The organism is Gilliamella bombi, assembly GCF_900103255.1.
Taxonomy (GTDB): domain Bacteria; phylum Pseudomonadota; class Gammaproteobacteria; order Enterobacterales; family Orbaceae; genus Gilliamella; species Gilliamella bombi.
Genome location: NZ_FMWS01000012.1, coordinates 56,023 through 72,769 on the forward strand (window position 1 = coordinate 56,023; position 16,747 = coordinate 72,769).

Sequence of the window (16,747 nt, forward strand, 5' to 3'; positions counted from 1 at the left end):
GAGGTATAGAAACCCAGTTTATTTATATATTTTATGAAAGAGGATAATTCAATGAATTTTCTCATTGTGTTCTAAAATAGAAAAAAAGCACCTTATATTAAGGTACTTTTTATATTATAAAATGTTAAATAATAGAAGATTAACTCATTCCATATTGTTTTAATTTTTTGCGAAGTGTACCGCGGTTGATACCAAGCATATTTGCTGCTCGAGTTTGATTGCCGCGTGTATATTGCATAACCATATCAAGGAATGGATGTTCAACTTCAGCTAACACTAATTCATAAAGATCTGTCGGATCTTCACCATTTAATTGTGATAAATAGTTTTTTAAAGCTTGCTTCACTGAATCACGCAATGGCTTTTGTGTTATTTGGTCTTGAGAATTTACAGTTGTAAATTTAAGTGCTGCAGCTGTAACGCGTTGTTCTGACATAGTATTCTTAACTCTTTGGGTTGTTTCTAATTTTACTAAAAAATGCTTTTAGAGTGTTTACTTGCTCACTTGTATTGCTAAGTACACTAAATAAGCGCCTGAATTGATCGCTGTCAGCATAATTCTTGGTGTACCAATTTACATGCTTTCTGGCAATCCTTAATCCTTTGTATTCTCCATAGAATTGATAAAGATCATCAAGATGTGATAGTACAACTTGTTCTACTTCATCAATACTTTTGTTTTTCTGTAACTGTCCATGTGTTAAATAGAATGCAATTTCTTCAAATATCCAAGGTCGCCCTTGTGCCGCTCGCCCGATCATTATAGCATCAGCCTGCGTATATTGAAAAACATCTTTTGCCTGTTCAGGTGTACAAATATCTCCATTAGCAATTACAGGAATTGTAACATTTTCTTTAACTGCTCTAATAGAGTCATATTCAGCGACACCGTTGAATAAGCAAGCACGTGTTCTTCCGTGAATAGTAATTGCCTTTATACCACAATCCTGTGCAATTTGTGCGATTTCTATGCAATTTCTATTTTCTTTATTCCATCCAGTCCGCGTTTTTAATGTTACCGGAACATCAACTGCACCGACAACTTTCTGCAAAATTTTTTTAATAAGTTCCGGATACTGCATTAAAGCAGATCCAGCCAATTTTCTATTGACCTTTTTAGCCGGACATCCCATATTAATGTCAATCAACTGAGCACCGTGTTTGACATTAAATTCAGCAGCTTTAGCCATTTCGTCGGGATCAGAACCGACAATTTGTACTGCACGAATACCAACATCATCACTCGCTATCATTCGCATAGCTGATTTATCGGTATGCCAAACATCAGAATTTGCTAAAAACATTTCTGAAACAGTCATACCAGCACCAAATCGATGACATAGATTACGAAATGGTTTATCACTTATTCCAGCCATTGGTGCAGCAATTAAATTATTCTTTAATTTTAGTTCACCAATGCTAAGTAAATTAAAGTCGGCTATATTACGCATTTTTTTTCAAACTTAAAAGGGGGTAGCGTTAATTTTTTTTATTTTTTTTACCAGTGATACAACACCACTCGTCAAGTTCAACCACTGGATCTAATTTAAAATTGGGTTGGTAAGCCATGCAAACACTTGATGATTGGGTAGTTAAAATACCAGATAAACCTAGTTTACCTTCAGGTTTTACTAATTTACTTATATGTGGTTCAAGCTCTTTTAATGGTCCAGCTAAAATATTGGCAACAACTATATCTGCTTGCAAATTGTCTGGGATCTCTTTTGATAAATAAAGCTCTAGTCTTTCACTGACATCATTACGCTGTGCATTGTCACGGCTAGCTTGAATGGCTTGAGGATCGATATCAATACCGATTACTTGTTTTGCACCTAATTTTAGTGCAGCAATTGCCAAAATACCAGATCCACAACCATAATCGATAACTAATTTATCTTTAAGGTCTAAATTATCAAGCCAAGTTAAGCATAATGCCGTGGTTGGGTGAGTACCTGTGCCAAATGCTAATCCAGGGTCTAACATAACATTAACAGCATTAGTGTCGGGCACGTCACGCCAACTAGGACAAATCCAAAGTCGCTCACCAAATTTCATAGGATGAAAGTTGTCCATCCATTCACGTTCCCAGTCTTTATCTTCTAATTGTTCAATTTTATAAGAATATTGTTCAAGATTTAATATTGCTCTTAATTCATCGATATCTGTTTGAGCATCATAAAGCCCAATCACATCGGTATTACCCCAAAGTTTAGTTTCGCCGGGTAATGGTTCAAAGACAGGCGTGTCAAAGGTATCTTGAAAAGTGACTGATACAGCACCAGACTCCTCTAATTGTTCGCTAATTTGTTCAGCAAGATCGTTGGTTGTATTAATTTTGAGTTGAATCCAAGGCATAATTCTTCCTTTTATTGTCAAACATATTGGCTATAATAAAAATAATAAATCCAATAGTTAAAGAGGGGACTATTGGGTGTAGTGATAATAATTTAATATTATAACTTGCCAATAATGTATAACTTATAGCTCCTGTAAGCATTGAACAAAGAGCACCAGTAGCATTAGCTTTTTTCCAATATAATCCAAGTACTAACGGCCATAAAAAGACAGCTTCAAGTCCACCAAAAGCGAGTAAATTTAGCCAAATAATCATATCAGGCGGGGTCCATGCTGCCCAAATAAGTAACCCACCAAAAATAAAAGTGATAGTGACCGAAATCCGAGTAAGAAACTTATCACTGAAATTAATATTAGTTTTGATGCTTAAAAACAGATCTTTGATGATAACAGATGATACTTGTAATAATTGAGCATTAATGGTGGACATAATAGCGGCAAGTGGAGCAGCTAAAAAGATTCCAGCAGCAAAAGGTGGTAATACATTTATAATTAATGTCGGTACTATTTGATCAGGAATGGTTAAATCGCTAATAATAGCACGCCCTAAAGCACCAGATAAATGCATAGTTAGCATAATAACAGTAACGACAATGGTGCCAAGAATAATTCCTTGATGTACTGCTTTGCTATCTTTATAGGCCATACAACGAACAGCAGTATGAGGTAAGCCAACCACACCAAAACAAACTAATATCCAAAATGAAGCCATGAACGGAAAGTCCATAAAGTCATTAGGTCCTTGTGGTGTTAAAAGAGCAGGGTCAATTTTTATTAGCTGATCAATTATTGCAGTGATTCCACCACCTGCATAGATAATAGCACCAAGTAATAATATAGCACCTATGATCATCACTAACCCTTGAAAAGCATCATTTAATATACTGGCTCGAAAACCGCCAAATGCGGTATAAATAACCGTACCAATACCAAATATTAATAAGCCCGTATGATAAGGTATACCTACTGATGATTGTAGTAAGCGAGCCCCACCAACAAACTGTACTGTCATTGCGCCGATAAAGGCAACGACAAGGGTAATACTTGCTAGCCAAACAATAGTTTTACTTTTATAGTGAGCATAAAGCATATCACTTAACGTTATAGCATCATATTTACGAGCTAAAATGGCAAATTTTTTGCCTAGAATACCAAGCGAGAGTAATACAGTTGGAACTTGGATCATCGATAATAGCACCCAACCAAGGCCAAATTTATAAGCAGCACCAGGACCACCAATAAACGAGCTGGCACTAATATAAGTTGCGGCTAGTGTCATGGCGAGTAAAAATCCTCCCATGGTGCGATTACCGATAAAATAATCAGTAAATTGATTTACTTTTTTGCGTTTTACATAAGCATAAATTGATAATGCGAATACAAAAACAAGATAGATGACAAGCGGTACAATAATATCTAAATGCATGTTAGATCACTTAGTTTGTTCTAATGAGAAATTTTTAAATTGAAATTTTACAACTAACCAGCAAAGCAATATAAAACCGATAGGCACCATAATGCAAGATAGTTCAAACCACAATGGAAGACCTAAAAATCCTATTTTGTCGTTAATACAGTATGCACAAACGATCCATCCAAGAAGATAAATAAAAGTTAGTAATAAAGAAAGTTTAGCCTCTTTATTTGCTTGTTTATATCGAGCATCCATATTGATTTATTCAAAATTAAGGGTGGTTTAGAGTAAAAGAAAGCATTGAACTTAGCAAGTATATTGCGATTTATGCAATATTATATTTTAAATATATCAATTTTAGCAATATTAAAAGTATTATATAGTGTTTTATTGTTGATTATGAATACCTAAACTCTTGGAGAGAAAAATGTCAAACTATTTTAATACATTGAATTTGCGTGAAAAATTAGAACAATTAGGTCAATGTCGTTTTATGGCTCGTGATGAATTTGCATCAGAAGCTAATTTTTTGAAAGGTAAAAAAATTGTAATTGTTGGTTGTGGAGCACAAGGTCTTAACCAAGGTCTAAATATGCGAGATTCAGGTTTAGATATATCTTATGCATTACGTAAAGAAGCTATTGCTGAAAAACGCGCATCATGGAAGAAAGCAACTGAAAATGGTTTTAAAGTAGGAAGTTATGAAGAATTAATTCCAACAGCAGATCTTGTTATCAATTTGACTCCTGACAAACAACATTCTGCCGTTGTTCAAGCTATTCAACCGTTGATGAAAAAAGGCTCTGCGCTTGGCTATTCTCACGGATTTAATATTGTTGAAGTAGGAGAAAAGATTCGCTCTGATATTACAGTAGTGATGGTAGCACCTAAATGCCCTGGTACTGAAGTTCGTGAAGAATATAAACGAGGTTTTGGTGTGCCGACACTAATTGCAGTTCATCCAGAAAACGATCCAAAAGGTGAAGGGCTAGCAATTGCTAAAGCATGGGCAGCGGCAACTGGCGGACATCGTGCAGGTGTTTTACAGTCGTCATTTGTTGCCGAAGTTAAGTCAGATTTAATGGGTGAACAAACAATCCTTTGTGGAATGTTACAAACAGGATCATTACTTTGTTTTGATAAGCTAGTGGCAGATGGTGTTGATCCTGCTTATGCATGTAAATTACTCCAATTTGGTTGGGAAACGATCACTGAGGCGCTAAAACAAGGTGGAATTACTTTAATGATGGATCGTTTATCAAATCCAGCTAAATTGAGAGCAAATGCTTTAGCAAAAGAATTAAAAGTGATCATGACGGATCTTTATCGTAAACATATGGACGACATTATATCAGGTGAGTTTTCGTCAACTATGATGAAAGACTGGGCAAATGATGATGCGAACCTTCTTAAATGGCGTAGAGAAACAGGTGAAACCGCCTTTGAAAAAGCTGCTGACTATCAAGGTAAAATTGATGAACAAGCTTATTTTGATCAAGGCGTTGTTATGGTTGCAATGGTTAAAGCCGGTGTTGAACTTGCCTTCGAAACTATGCTTGAATCTGGTATTTTAGCTGAATCAGCTTATTACGAATCATTACATGAGTTACCACTTATTGCTAATACTATTGCACGTAAACGTTTGTATGAAATGAATGTTGTTATTTCTGACACAGCTGAGTATGGCAACTATCTATTTGCTAATGCCGCTGTACCACTATTAAAAGAAAAATTTATGCCAATGTTACAAGCTGGCGATCTAGGTAAAGCGATTCCTGAAAGTAGTGTTGATAATGCACAATTACGCGATGTGAATGAAGAAATCCGTAATCATCCAATTGAAACAATCGGTCGTAAATTACGTAGTTATATGACTGATATGAAACGCATCAATGTTGCAAGCTAAATAGCTATTTATAATTATAAAAAAGGTGCTGAAAAGTACCTTTTTTTGTATCTAAAAATTGAATTTACTGTAAAAAACTTTCAGGTAAGTATATGTTTCAGTATAAAATAATTAGATCTAAAAGGATCTAACTGGATTTAATTTAGATCCAATTTATATTTTTTTGATCCTTTCACTTTATAATTAAATTTTTAAAAATTATATAATTAAATTATTTTTATTTTAACTTTTTATTTATTTTTTATGTAATTTATGTTATCTTTTTGACCAATTTTAAATCAAATGATAAGGGTAACATATTAATGAAAATGACTTTTCGACCAACTGATTGTTGGCGATGGTATTTTGATAGCGAATACGATAGTTTAATGCTTGAAGTTTCATCTGAAATGTTATTTCGTTCTTGTTATCCAAGTAAAATGTTAGTTCCTGATGTTTTTGGTGAGTTTCCATTTTCTGTTAGTGACGCAACGTCTTATTATCAATTTTATAATAGTTGTCAGTTACTTAATTTGACAGATTCACAAAAGATTGAACTAGCTATTAACGCTATTGTTGCAGCTAATTTTTTAAAGCCTCAAATGCCTAAAAGTTGGTATTTTTCACAACAACCAATGTTATACAAGCCCAAAATAGCTGATATTGTTGAGGTAATTTTACAAGAAGATGGACAAAAGGTTTGTTTAATGGTCGTTGAAGCGGGGGAAAATGCATCTCTTTGTATTATTGCACAAGCTTCATTTATTGCAATGAATAAAACGTTTGTGTTTTCTGAAGCAATTAAAGTAATGAATGATAGATTAATATCTGTAGAGAAAAAATTTACTGAACAAAAGCTGACTTCAGATAATTTTGAATTTAAGGCTATTTCTTAAGTAATTTAATTGTAATATCTCTTTTAGGCACACAACTACAGGCTAAAATTTTATTATTTCGCCTAATAGCAGCTTGTGTTAATGCCTCTACTTCACCTTGTTTTAATTCAACTAGACAACGTCCACAAATACCTGCACGGCAAGAATAAGGTAATGCTATTTTATGTTGTTCTAACTGCTCTAAAATAGTTTGCTTATTATTACCTTTAATTATTTGATTTTCAAAATTTATTGTACAAACTTTTGCTTCAGTTTTTATTTCTGTTGGAAAGGTTTTAATATAATTTTTAGCTGGTTGCCGTTCCAATACTTCAATTTTATCGTGAACTGAAATTGTTCCATGATTTCGGGCTATCATATTCATACCAAAATCAATTTCACCTTGCTTATCGGCTCTAAAGTAACGTAAGGTTTTAATTGGTTCATTATCAGCTAAGGATGTTGCAGATTTTATGTTCATTGTCGTTATAACACAGCGACTACAAGGTTTAACAATATCAAAAATCACATTGCCAATTTTTATTGTTTTCCAGCCGTCTTCCGCAAAAGGTAGTGCTCCTTGAATAACAATATTTCCACGAAATTGTCTAATATCGAGTTTTTCAGGGCATTGCTGTTGTAAATAATCAAATGAAGCTTTATTTAATAACAAATAAGGATAACTATCAGCAAAACTAACAGGAATTTCAGGATAGCGTTTGGTTCGACGAGTTAATTGTTGACCAACCCATCTTAATTGTACATCTTTATGCAAAATTTGACTGAAAAATTGATTGACTCTTATAGGGGCAATTAATGAAGTAAAATGATTACCCCAAATTTCAGTAGGCTCATAATTCAACGAAAACTCATCAAGATTAAATATTATCATTTCAGTTGGAGATAGCGAAATATGTACTTCGTTTTTTACTATGAATGTTTTGAATTTCAGGAGCTCAGGGTGTTGTCTTGCCGTGATAAAAGTGCCATCGGGTTCACTAAGCATCAATATACGGTCATGCTCAAAGCCTCCATCAACTGTATTTGCTTTTGTTAGTTGTATCCCTTGCATCGATTTGATTGGGTAGATGTATAGTTGATTGACGAAAATCATAATATCTTACATAAATTACAAATGTTTTGATAATTATATACTTAATTACCCATATCTTATAGTTTTTAGATTTAACAAATAGAATGAATAAGTTAAGGCATATTAGCATAACTCGCTATAGCTTATTTCAGTAATATAATATAGTACTTTGCCATTAGGGGTGATAACGGCTATTTCATCATCAACTTTATGACCTATTAATGCTTTTGCTACAGGGCTATTAATTGATATCCAATTTTTTTTAGGATCAAATTCATCGCTACCAACAATACGGTAAATATGTAAATTACCAGATTCATCTTCCAATTTTACCCATGCACCAAAAAATACTTTACCTTCTTGTTTTGGGTGTGGTTCGACAATTGTTAACGTTTCTAGTCGCTTGGTAAGAAAACGTATACGCCGATCAATTTCGCGTAATCTTCGTTTTCCATAAATATATTCTGCATTCTCACTACGATCGCCGAGGGCTGCTGCATCTGATACAGCTTGTGTAACGCGAGGTCTTTCTTCTTTCCATAAATATTTCAATTCACGATTAAGGTTCAAATAACCTTCTCTTGTTATATAATTATTCTTTCTCATATTTTTATTCCTTATAGCAATCTTTATCTTTCGAGTAAAAGTTCGATATTTCTTTGTTAAAATATATGATTCGAATAAAAACTCGACATTTATTTAATAAAATTTATTCTATTTTTTAATGTTTATCAAAATAACGTTAAATAATCTTTAAAAATCAATATCGAGATGATATTATTTTTTATTGCTTGTGTTGCGTTTTTTAATTTTACTCTTGGAATATCTCTTACTTAATAAGTAATTAAGTTAATTATATCGCATAAATAAATTTAATTTCGTAATTATACAATAATAAAATAAATAAGTTGTTATTATTATCACCATTAGGAATGAATATGACTACACGGAAAGAGCCAATTTTGGGTCTAGTTTGTCTTATTAGTTTTTTTTCAACTAAATCTTTAGCATTATCGGCTGTTACTGCAAATCCTATTAATGGAAATAGTCCTCGTTTTATTAGTTCAATTGAAAATAATATTCAATCCAATAAAGCATTTAATTATTTTGGTGTCATCTATAATGGAAATACCTATTTTTATACAGGTGATTTGAACACAGCATTAGGCTCAGATGTTTCAACTAAAACTCCTGAAAGTTTAGGTTTATTAGCAGCAATTAAACAACCAGAAAACTCTGAGGTTATAGATGTTGATGGTGATGGAGATATTAAATTATCAGAGGACAAGGATAACCCAGTTTCGCTGGAATGGTATTACGAAGACGAAAATAATAAAGAAGTTAAATTAACAGACGATCAAACAAAAACGACATTTGAAAAATTAGTAAAAAGTGGTATTTATCCTTATATTAAAGTTAGTGGTGGGGTAGCATTAACTACAAAATACGGAGTTCCAAATTTTCAAAATTACCCAGATAGTAAGATTGCTATAACAAAAACACCTTATCGAAATTTTAATGTACAAGTAGGTGGTGAAGCTATCAAATATGCTAGTCCACATATGCTTTATAGTGCTCCAGCTTATTCTTGGGGGGATAGATCTGTTTTTGATTGGGTAGACTGGAATGGTTTTGTAGCACAAAATGATTATTTAAATAATTTCCCTTCAGTTGGTGCAAATGGTCTCTTTTTCTATTTAATTACCGAGAATATTGATAATTCATTAAGCACAACAAAATGGATCGTAAGAACATCGGATCCTGATAAAGGATCACCTGGCGCAATTACAGCGACAGTTGCAAAGTCAGAGGCTCCAAGAGCAGTAGTTGTAGGTGGTTTTAAGGCTTATGATGCAAAAAATATGGTTCTGGTTACGTTAAAAGGTCCTGATTCCTCATCTAAAGGTGCTAATCGAGCTACAGCGCCTAAAGCGAATTTACCTGTTGATATTGAGATAATAGGCGAAACCAAACAAGGCGTAATGCTTAGTTACAGTTTCCGGATAACTAAATGGTTTATCAATAGAGGAGAATATATTGATACATATCAAGAGCAAAAAGATTGGTGCAGAAGTTTAGGTGATTATAAATTAGCATCTCTTAGAGAGCTGAGTAATGCAAACTTTCTGCTTCATCAAGATAAATATGGTAATAATCCTGATAACTACTATAAAAGAGCTGTACATGGGGGATTAATTACTGAATGGGGGGGATTAGCGTATTATCAAGGTGATAATTTTTATAATCCAACCTATGGTTGGACTAGTGATATTTCTAATTCTACGGGTTCTCCTATTTATATCAATATGAATGATGCTGCACTAAATGGCGATAGAGATGATCAGCATCCGTATTACGCATTATGTAGTTCTAAATAAAGAAGTTAAATTTGTGGTTAGCTCTATTAAATGTTAGCCAAGCTAAAAATATCCCAATAACTAGCAGTTATATTTTTGGGGGAGGAGATAAAAGGCTCAGAATTGCAACAGAAACAAGGATAGGTATATAATCACTACTTTGCTTAAAATTGTTAAAAATACCATGATGAATAAACAAATTAGCCATATTATAGCCAGTGAGTTAGCCGTAAAGTCAGAACAAGTTCAAGCGGCGATTCAATTATTAGATGAGGGCAGTACCGTTCCTTTTATTGCTCGTTATCGAAAAGAGGTGACAGGTGGGCTTGATGATACCCAATTACGTACTCTTGATAGTCGATTAAGCTATTTGCGAGAACTTGAAGATCGTAAGCAAACAATTTTAAAGTCTATTGAAGAACAAGGTAAATTGACATTAGAATTAAGTAACAGTATTGCACAAACGCTTAGTAAAACTGAACTTGAAGATCTCTATTTACCATATAAACCTAAACGCCGTACTCGAGGTCAAATTGCCATTGAAGCAGGGCTTGAACCATTAGCTGACGACTTATGGCAAAATCCCATACTTGACCCAGTAATTGAAGCCGAAAAATATATCAATTCCGATAAAGGTATTACTGATACAAAATCAGCAATGGATGGAGCTCGTTACATTTTGATGGAGCGCTTTGCAGAAGATGCAGCATTATTAGCAAAAGTGCGTCATTATCTTTGGAATAATGCTCATTTAGTTTCGCAAGTGGTGAGTGGTAAAGAGGAAGAAGGAGCTAAATTCCGAGACTATTTTTCACAAAGCGAGCTGATTTCTAAAATACCATCTCATCGTGCATTAGCAATGTTTAGAGGGCGAAATGAAGGCTTTTTACAACTCTCCTTAAATGCTGATCCGCAATTTGAACAAGCGCCTAAAGAGAGTTATTGTGAACAAATTATCACTGAATATCTAGGCGTCCATTTTAATGAACAGCCAGCAGATAAATGGCGCAAAGCTGTGATTAATTGGACATGGCGCATTAAAATTCTGATGCACATGGAAACCGAATTAATGACAACATTACGTGAGCGAGCAGAGGAAGAAGCGATTAACGTATTTGCTGCTAACTTACATGATATGTTAATGGCTGCTCCAGCAGGTATGAAAGTTACTATGGGCATGGATCCTGGTTTAAGGACAGGTGTAAAAATAGCTGTTGTTGATGCAACAGGTAAATTAGTTGCGACTGCAACGATTTACCCTCATACAGGGCAGGCAGATAAAGCAGCTATGGTTATTGCCGCACTTTGTATTAAATATCAAGTTGAATTAGTGGCCATTGGTAATGGTACAGCTTCGCGCGAAACTGAACGTTTTTATCTTGATGTTCAAAAGAAATATCCAGAAGTGAAAGCGCAAAAAGTGATTGTAAGCGAAGCAGGTGCCTCGGTTTATTCTGCATCAGAACTAGCAGCGCAAGAATTTCCTGATTTAGATGTATCTATTCGTGGTGCAGTATCAATTGCACGTCGTTTACAAGATCCATTAGCAGAGCTTGTTAAAATAGATCCTAAATCGATTGGGGTGGGGCAATATCAGCATGATGTTAGCCAAACTCAGTTAGCAAAAAAACTTGATGCTGTTGTTGAAGATGGTGTTAATGCCGTTGGTGTGAATTTAAACACTGCTTCGATGATGTTACTTGCTCGTATTGCTGGACTTAATAAAGTAATAGCTCAAAATATAATTAATTGGCGTAATGAAAATGGACAATTTACGGATCGTAAACAATTATTGAAAGTGGCTCGCTTAGGTCCTAAAGCATTTGAACAGTGCGCTGGATTTTTACGTATAATGGATGGTAAAAATCCTCTTGACGCATCGGCCGTTCATCCAGAAGCTTATCCAGTTGTAGAACGAATTTTAGAAAAAAATCACAAATCTTTAAAAGAAATTTTAGGTGATACAAACTATTTAAAATCACTTAAAGCAATCGATTACGTAGATGATCATTTTGGTGTGCCAACAGTTACAGATATTATCAAAGAGCTTGATAAACCTGGTCGTGATCCAAGACCTGAATTTAAAACTGCGCAGTTTGCTGATGATATAGAAACGATGGAAGACCTAAAAATAGGTCTGATTATGGAAGGATCTGTTACTAATGTAACTAATTTTGGTGCGTTTGTTGATATTGGTGTGCATCAAGATGGTTTAGTGCATATTTCAGCTTTATCAGATAAGTTTGTTGATGATCCAAGAACAGTGGTAAAAGCTGGTGATATAGTCAAAGTTAAAGTGATAGAAGTTGACATTCCACGAAAACGTATCGCTTTATCAATGCGATTAGATGATCCTGTTGCGCCAAAAACTGATAATCGAAAATTCATTAATGAACGTTCGGTTAACAATACTAAAAAACAACACTCTTCTTCAATGACTAATAATGTCATGGGAAATGCATTTGCAACTGCATTTAAAAAGAATAAATAATATTTTTCTAGTTTAAGGGACAATTGTCCCTTTTCTGCATTTAAAACCATTTAGTTAAAGCTATCTAATAGTGATCTATTCAATATAGAACTGAACCATATAATTAAAGCCAACTCAGGTTTATCTTTTTTACTTAATGTAATAGTATTATCGGTTATGATATAAAGTATTGTTAGTATTAAATAACTCTATTATTTATTAAAAAAGGATGAACAATAATAATGAAAAAATATTTTTACTTAGCTCTACTGACATTAATGGTTATTTTAACAGGATGTGATAAGAGTAAAACTAAATTGAAGAATGACATTGAAGCTGCACTACAAGTTCAAGAAAAACCTTTTTGTTTTTATCTAGGTAAAGTAACATTTCCTTATCTTAAACAAGAACTTAATTATCCAACTCATGAGCGGGCAGATGTATGGGTAAATAACGAATTAAATCGACGATTAGAGATTTTTTCTAGCTTGGGTTTATTAGAGTACTCATTAGATGTCGAAAATCAAACGAAGCGCTATCATTTAGCTAAATTAAACAGTGAAACTGAATTTAAAAAAGGTAGTTTCTGTTTTGGAAAAGTAACTTTAAATAAATTAGGTGTTTATGAAAATAGAAAAGATGTAAATACTTTTATAAATGTAAGTTATACAGTTGAAAAGATCCCTTCATGGGTAAATAATGATATTTTTCAGCAATACTTTTATTTTCACCAGATAAATACAAATAAACAATATGCTAACTCTGACTATAGTTATCCTAGCTTAATTAATAAGCAATTCCCTAATGAATTAAGATCTAGAATTGAGCTAGCTAAATTGGTAAATGGTGAATTTATCATTAATGATAAAAATTCTATTAGAAAATCATTTTTTTATAATATAGATAATGATAACTCAGATTTTCAACATTTCACCTATGCATATTATGATGCTAAGAAAGCACGTAACCTAAGGAATTATTGTATCAAGTATAAACGACAGATTAATGATTGGGGCAAAGAGCCTGATCCCGTACTATTTGCCAAAGTTAAACCTTCATCAAATTTAGCTCGTTCAACTAACTTAGTTGTAATGTATTATTATTTTGATCATGCTCTTACTCAAAATAGAATTAAATCAACAAAAGGCACGGTAAAAGATAAATTGTTAGACAGTTACGCAAAATCACTTAATCGAAATAGAGAAGTAACTTTCGAAATGAATTTTGATAATAATGGATTAGTTTCTAATTTTGTTGCGATTTTCAATCAAGGTAATTATAAAAATAAGCGTATTATTAGTTCTTCTGAAGATATAAAAACAGAGGTAAAAACCTGGAAATTCTATGATCATTTTACGATGTCTTTACCTAGTAAGAATCAAAATCATTTTAATCCATTAGCTACAGATGATTACGAGAAAATAGATTTATTTAATATTTTTCAGACAGACTACAAAAATAAATTTATCCAAATTGGGATAGATTCAGATGAACTTCAACCCGTTTCTGTAAGTTACGATCCTCAAGACAGGATACTCTCTCTTGGAGATCATATGACATTTCAATACGATAAAAATAATCAGTTAATTTCGACAGTGATTGATGAAAAACAATATATAATGGAATATAACAAACAAGGGCAGCTAATCAAAATGAAAAAATACATTAATTCTAAGAAGAAAGCATCGCTTGAATGTTATTTTTCTGGGCATAATGAAAAAGGTGATTGGACAATTAAAAATTGTGATGACTATAAAATCACAACCAGAACAATTGAATATTATGAATAGTTTTCATAATATCATAATTGTTAATATATAATGATATCCTAAAACAGCTATAAAGCATCGATATAATTGACCTGCCATTTATCGATACTTAAAAGTAACAAGTAATACCATTACAAATAAACATTAGGTAATATAATATGTTGTAGGCTATGTTGTTTTAATTGTTCTGCAAACTGTTCTACTTCGGGTATACTGGCAGGTGGCCAGTTTTTAGCAATACCATATACACCATGATTATGAAAAGCATTAATTCTTATTTGAATATTGGAATCCAAATCAATTAAAAATTTGGCAATATTTTCAGCATTATCCTGTAGATCCGTTTGTTTAGGAATAATTAAAAGTCTTACCTCATATAGTTTTTTTATTTTTGCCAGATATTTAATCGTTTCTTTTACTCGTTGATTGTCTCTTCCCGTTAACTTTTTATGCACATCATTATCCCAAGCTTTGAGATCAATCATTGCGCCATCCATCACATTTTCTACTTTTTGCCATCCTGTTTTAGTTAAATAACCATTGCTATCAATAAAACAGGTAAGGTGCTTTAAATCGTTAGATTGTTTGATAACATTGAATAGCTCTTTAATAAAGGGTAACTGCATTGTTGCTTCTCCACCACTTATGGTAATACCATTTAAAAATGGTAGATATTTCCGGATAGCGATTAAAATATCATCTACACTATATCTATAAGTCATTGGTGATGAAGAATGTTTACAAGTATTAATACAAGTATCACATTGCTGACAATTTGAAGTTTGCCATATAACTTTATTGTTACTAAAACTTAATGCTTTGTGTGGACAAGTATCAACACATTGACCACAATCCTTGCACAATGATATCGTATAAGGATTATGGCAGTTTAAACAACGAAAATTACATCCTTGTAAAAATATAACTAGTCGATTACCAGGTCCATCTACACAAGAAAAGGGTAAAAGCTTATTAACGATTGCCCATGACTTGCTCATGACTAATTACTCGTGGTTTTCGACATAAATAACTATTATTTTCGGTATCGTCGGCAGCCTCGGCTCCTAAGAAAGTAGTATTAATTCGTGAGCCTTCTTTTTTATATCTTTTAATATCAGATAATCTCACCATATAACCTGTAACTCGAACAAGATCATTACCACTGATATTGGCAGTAAATTCACGGAAACCAAATTTGAAAGCAGCTTTACAAATTTGTAGCAAGGCTAGGGGATTATTTTTTATGGTCTCATCAATTGTTAAAATATCACTAATACCCGAAGTGAAATACTGGTGATGTTTATACAGTGCCATAATATGAGTGACAGGATCGGGTTCTTGCCCATATGGTATTCTTAATCCAGGTGTTGTTGCTCTATCTATACTAATGCCTGATTGTGAATGCAGCATTGCTTTCCCTTTCCAAGCATAATCTATTGTATGGTTATCAATAAATTCGGCAATTAATTGTGTAATAGTTAATGCAAGTTCATTAGCTTGTTCATCAAAACCATAACGTCCAGCTAAATTTGCTTTTTCTTGCAAGATATTGACAGCTTCAGCCATTCCAAAGATACCAAACATTGGAGCAAATCGTTTTGGATCAATTAAACCTTCTTCAACTAAAAAGCTGCTGTTAAAAAAGTTCGATTTATTGTAAAGAAAGTTTGACCTTGCTTGAATAAGATTGAGCTGCAATTGACAGTAGTGAGGTAAGATATTTGACAAAAAGTCTTCTATATTTTTACTACGTACTGCAACTTCTTTTAAATTGATTCGTGAAAGCGTGCTTCCCCCTCCAGCTACTGGTAGTGAATTATAGCAACTTACAACACCGTAACCTTGGTTATCAAAATCTTTTTGAATCATATTGTTGTTTGCAATATGAGGTTTGCTTGTTTCACAAATATTTTCAATTGCCACTAATAATAATGATTCTGGTGTAATGTCTTCATCATAGATAAAGGTTAAATTTGGAGCAACTTGTTTGAGCTCTCTATCTATACGTAAGATTACCCGACAGATAATATTATCGGTTGGTCCAATGTTTGCATGCATAAATGCATCAGGTAAATTACGATCAAGCATGATCCAAAAATGCTTTAATCGCTGATAAATCTCATCTTCAGTAAGATTACCAACGTAAGGAAGTAAAATTTGATCTAAGCATCCTAAATAAACAGGCATACCAGTTACTGAAGGAACATGATGATAGATGATGATAAGCAAATTCAATGCATCATCAAATGTTTCAGCTGGATTAAGTTCTAGCCATTGTGATCCTTGTTTTAAAAATTTCACATAATCAGGTAAAACATAACGAGGTTTATAAGGTGCGTGACCTTCGTACATATCACAAATAACGCGGTCATTTAAAGCTTGTTGTGTTTCTTCATCCAGATCTACATAAGGTAAATTATTTTCTGCTGCTAAGGCGAGCAAATTTGCTTTTTGTTTGGGTGACAAATTGGGGTCTGTCACAATATTATAACAACTTTGTTGAAATTCGGTCATGCTCATAATTATCTC

14 protein-coding genes are annotated in these 16,747 nt (G+C 33.2%); 5 read left to right on the forward strand and 9 right to left on the reverse strand.

What is annotated here, in order from left to right; translation table 11 throughout:
• Positions 1-139: 139 nt before the first annotated feature.
• From fis to B9N71_RS02260, 5 genes are read right to left on the reverse strand one after another with little or no spacing between them, the layout of a single operon-like run.
• The gene (gene fis, locus B9N71_RS02240) at positions 140-436 is read right to left on the reverse strand and encodes a DNA-binding transcriptional regulator Fis (protein WP_034883623.1); all 297 of its coding nucleotides are present in this window, start codon (positions 434-436) and stop codon (positions 140-142) included.
• Between the two features lie 7 nt (positions 437-443).
• A complete protein-coding gene (gene dusB / locus B9N71_RS02245) occupies positions 444-1,451 on the reverse strand; it encodes a tRNA dihydrouridine synthase DusB (protein WP_065589687.1) in 1,008 nt (335 codons plus the stop codon).
• Positions 1,452-1,479: 28 nt separating this feature from the next.
• Positions 1,480-2,355: a 50S ribosomal protein L11 methyltransferase gene (prmA, locus tag B9N71_RS02250; protein WP_085163959.1), complete on the reverse strand. Its 876-nt coding sequence runs from the start codon at positions 2,353-2,355 to the stop codon at positions 1,480-1,482.
• Entirely contained in the window at positions 2,330-3,781 is a 1,452-nt protein-coding gene (gene panF / locus B9N71_RS02255) for a sodium/pantothenate symporter (protein ID WP_085163960.1), read from the reverse strand. Before panF ends, prmA begins: the two co-directional genes overlap by 26 nt.
• 6 nt (positions 3,782-3,787) lie before the next feature.
• Positions 3,788-4,024, reverse strand: coding sequence for a YhdT family protein (locus B9N71_RS02260; protein WP_085163961.1), 237 nt, complete (start codon positions 4,022-4,024; stop codon positions 3,788-3,790).
• A 172-nt stretch (positions 4,025-4,196) separates the two neighbouring features.
• Here B9N71_RS02260 and ilvC point away from each other — a divergent pair, with 172 nt between their 5' ends.
• Both ilvC and B9N71_RS02270 read left to right on the forward strand, forming a co-directional pair.
• Entirely contained in the window at positions 4,197-5,675 is a 1,479-nt protein-coding gene (ilvC, locus tag B9N71_RS02265) for a ketol-acid reductoisomerase (protein WP_085163962.1), read from the forward strand.
• 302 nt (positions 5,676-5,977) lie between these two features.
• The gene (locus tag B9N71_RS02270; protein WP_085163963.1) at positions 5,978-6,550 is read left to right on the forward strand and encodes a cell division protein ZapC; all 573 of its coding nucleotides are present in this window, start codon (positions 5,978-5,980) and stop codon (positions 6,548-6,550) included.
• Here the strand turns inward: B9N71_RS02270 and B9N71_RS02275 are convergent.
• Positions 6,540-7,643 carry a YcbX family protein gene (locus tag B9N71_RS02275; protein WP_085163964.1) on the reverse strand — a complete coding sequence of 368 codons (1,104 nt, stop codon included), beginning with the start codon at positions 7,641-7,643 and terminating at the stop codon, positions 6,540-6,542. The genes B9N71_RS02270 and B9N71_RS02275 overlap by 11 nt on opposite strands.
• Positions 7,644-7,745: 102 nt before the next feature.
• A complete protein-coding gene (gene greB / locus B9N71_RS02280) occupies positions 7,746-8,228 on the reverse strand; it encodes a transcription elongation factor GreB (RefSeq protein WP_085163965.1) in 483 nt (160 codons plus the stop codon).
• A gap of 332 nt (positions 8,229-8,560) precedes the next feature.
• Here greB and B9N71_RS02285 point away from each other — a divergent pair, with 332 nt between their 5' ends.
• From B9N71_RS02285 to B9N71_RS02295, 3 genes are all read left to right on the forward strand, one after another.
• Complete coding sequence (locus tag B9N71_RS02285; protein WP_085163966.1) at positions 8,561-10,000, forward strand: hypothetical protein; 1,440 nt, start codon at positions 8,561-8,563, stop codon at positions 9,998-10,000.
• Positions 10,001-10,163: 163 nt separating this feature from the next.
• The gene (locus B9N71_RS02290; RefSeq protein ID WP_085163980.1) at positions 10,164-12,470 is read left to right on the forward strand and encodes a Tex family protein; all 2,307 of its coding nucleotides are present in this window, start codon (positions 10,164-10,166) and stop codon (positions 12,468-12,470) included.
• A gap of 221 nt (positions 12,471-12,691) precedes the next feature.
• Positions 12,692-14,239 (forward strand): hypothetical protein, encoded by a 1,548-nt coding sequence (locus tag B9N71_RS02295; protein ID WP_085163967.1) that lies wholly within the window; start codon positions 12,692-12,694, stop codon positions 14,237-14,239.
• Positions 14,240-14,349: 110 nt separating this feature from the next.
• Here the strand turns inward: B9N71_RS02295 and B9N71_RS02300 are convergent, their stop codons facing one another.
• Positions 14,350-15,216, reverse strand: coding sequence for a YjjW family glycine radical enzyme activase (locus B9N71_RS02300; RefSeq protein WP_085163968.1), 867 nt, complete (start codon positions 15,214-15,216; stop codon positions 14,350-14,352).
• Positions 15,191-16,738 (reverse strand): YjjI family glycine radical enzyme, encoded by a 1,548-nt coding sequence (locus B9N71_RS02305; protein WP_208610410.1) that lies wholly within the window; start codon positions 16,736-16,738, stop codon positions 15,191-15,193. The genes B9N71_RS02300 and B9N71_RS02305 overlap by 26 nt, the downstream gene beginning before the upstream one ends.
• Between the last annotated feature and the right edge of the window lie 9 nt (positions 16,739-16,747).

What these genes read in the sequence shown, in the direction of transcription:
- fis (WP_034883623.1), bottom strand. Translation starts at nt 436, where the DNA reads ATGTCAGAACAACGCGTTACAGCTGCAGCACTTAAATTTACAACTGTA.
- dusB (WP_065589687.1), bottom strand. Translation starts at nt 1,451, where the DNA reads ATGCGTAATATAGCCGACTTTAATTTACTTAGCATTGGTGAACTAAAA.
- prmA (WP_085163959.1), bottom strand. Translation starts at nt 2,355, where the DNA reads ATGCCTTGGATTCAACTCAAAATTAATACAACCAACGATCTTGCTGAA.
- panF (WP_085163960.1), bottom strand. Translation starts at nt 3,781, where the DNA reads ATGCATTTAGATATTATTGTACCGCTTGTCATCTATCTTGTTTTTGTA.
- B9N71_RS02260 (WP_085163961.1), bottom strand. Translation starts at nt 4,024, where the DNA reads ATGGATGCTCGATATAAACAAGCAAATAAAGAGGCTAAACTTTCTTTA.
- ilvC (WP_085163962.1), top strand. Translation starts at nt 4,197, where the DNA reads ATGTCAAACTATTTTAATACATTGAATTTGCGTGAAAAATTAGAACAA.
- B9N71_RS02270 (WP_085163963.1), top strand. Translation starts at nt 5,978, where the DNA reads ATGAAAATGACTTTTCGACCAACTGATTGTTGGCGATGGTATTTTGAT.
- B9N71_RS02275 (WP_085163964.1), bottom strand. Translation starts at nt 7,643, where the DNA reads ATGATTTTCGTCAATCAACTATACATCTACCCAATCAAATCGATGCAA.
- greB (WP_085163965.1), bottom strand. Translation starts at nt 8,228, where the DNA reads ATGAGAAAGAATAATTATATAACAAGAGAAGGTTATTTGAACCTTAAT.
- B9N71_RS02285 (WP_085163966.1), top strand. Translation starts at nt 8,561, where the DNA reads ATGACTACACGGAAAGAGCCAATTTTGGGTCTAGTTTGTCTTATTAGT.
- B9N71_RS02290 (WP_085163980.1), top strand. Translation starts at nt 10,164, where the DNA reads ATGATGAATAAACAAATTAGCCATATTATAGCCAGTGAGTTAGCCGTA.
- B9N71_RS02295 (WP_085163967.1), top strand. Translation starts at nt 12,692, where the DNA reads ATGAAAAAATATTTTTACTTAGCTCTACTGACATTAATGGTTATTTTA.
- B9N71_RS02300 (WP_085163968.1), bottom strand. Translation starts at nt 15,216, where the DNA reads ATGAGCAAGTCATGGGCAATCGTTAATAAGCTTTTACCCTTTTCTTGT.
- B9N71_RS02305 (WP_208610410.1), bottom strand. Translation starts at nt 16,738, where the DNA reads ATGAGCATGACCGAATTTCAACAAAGTTGTTATAATATTGTGACAGAC.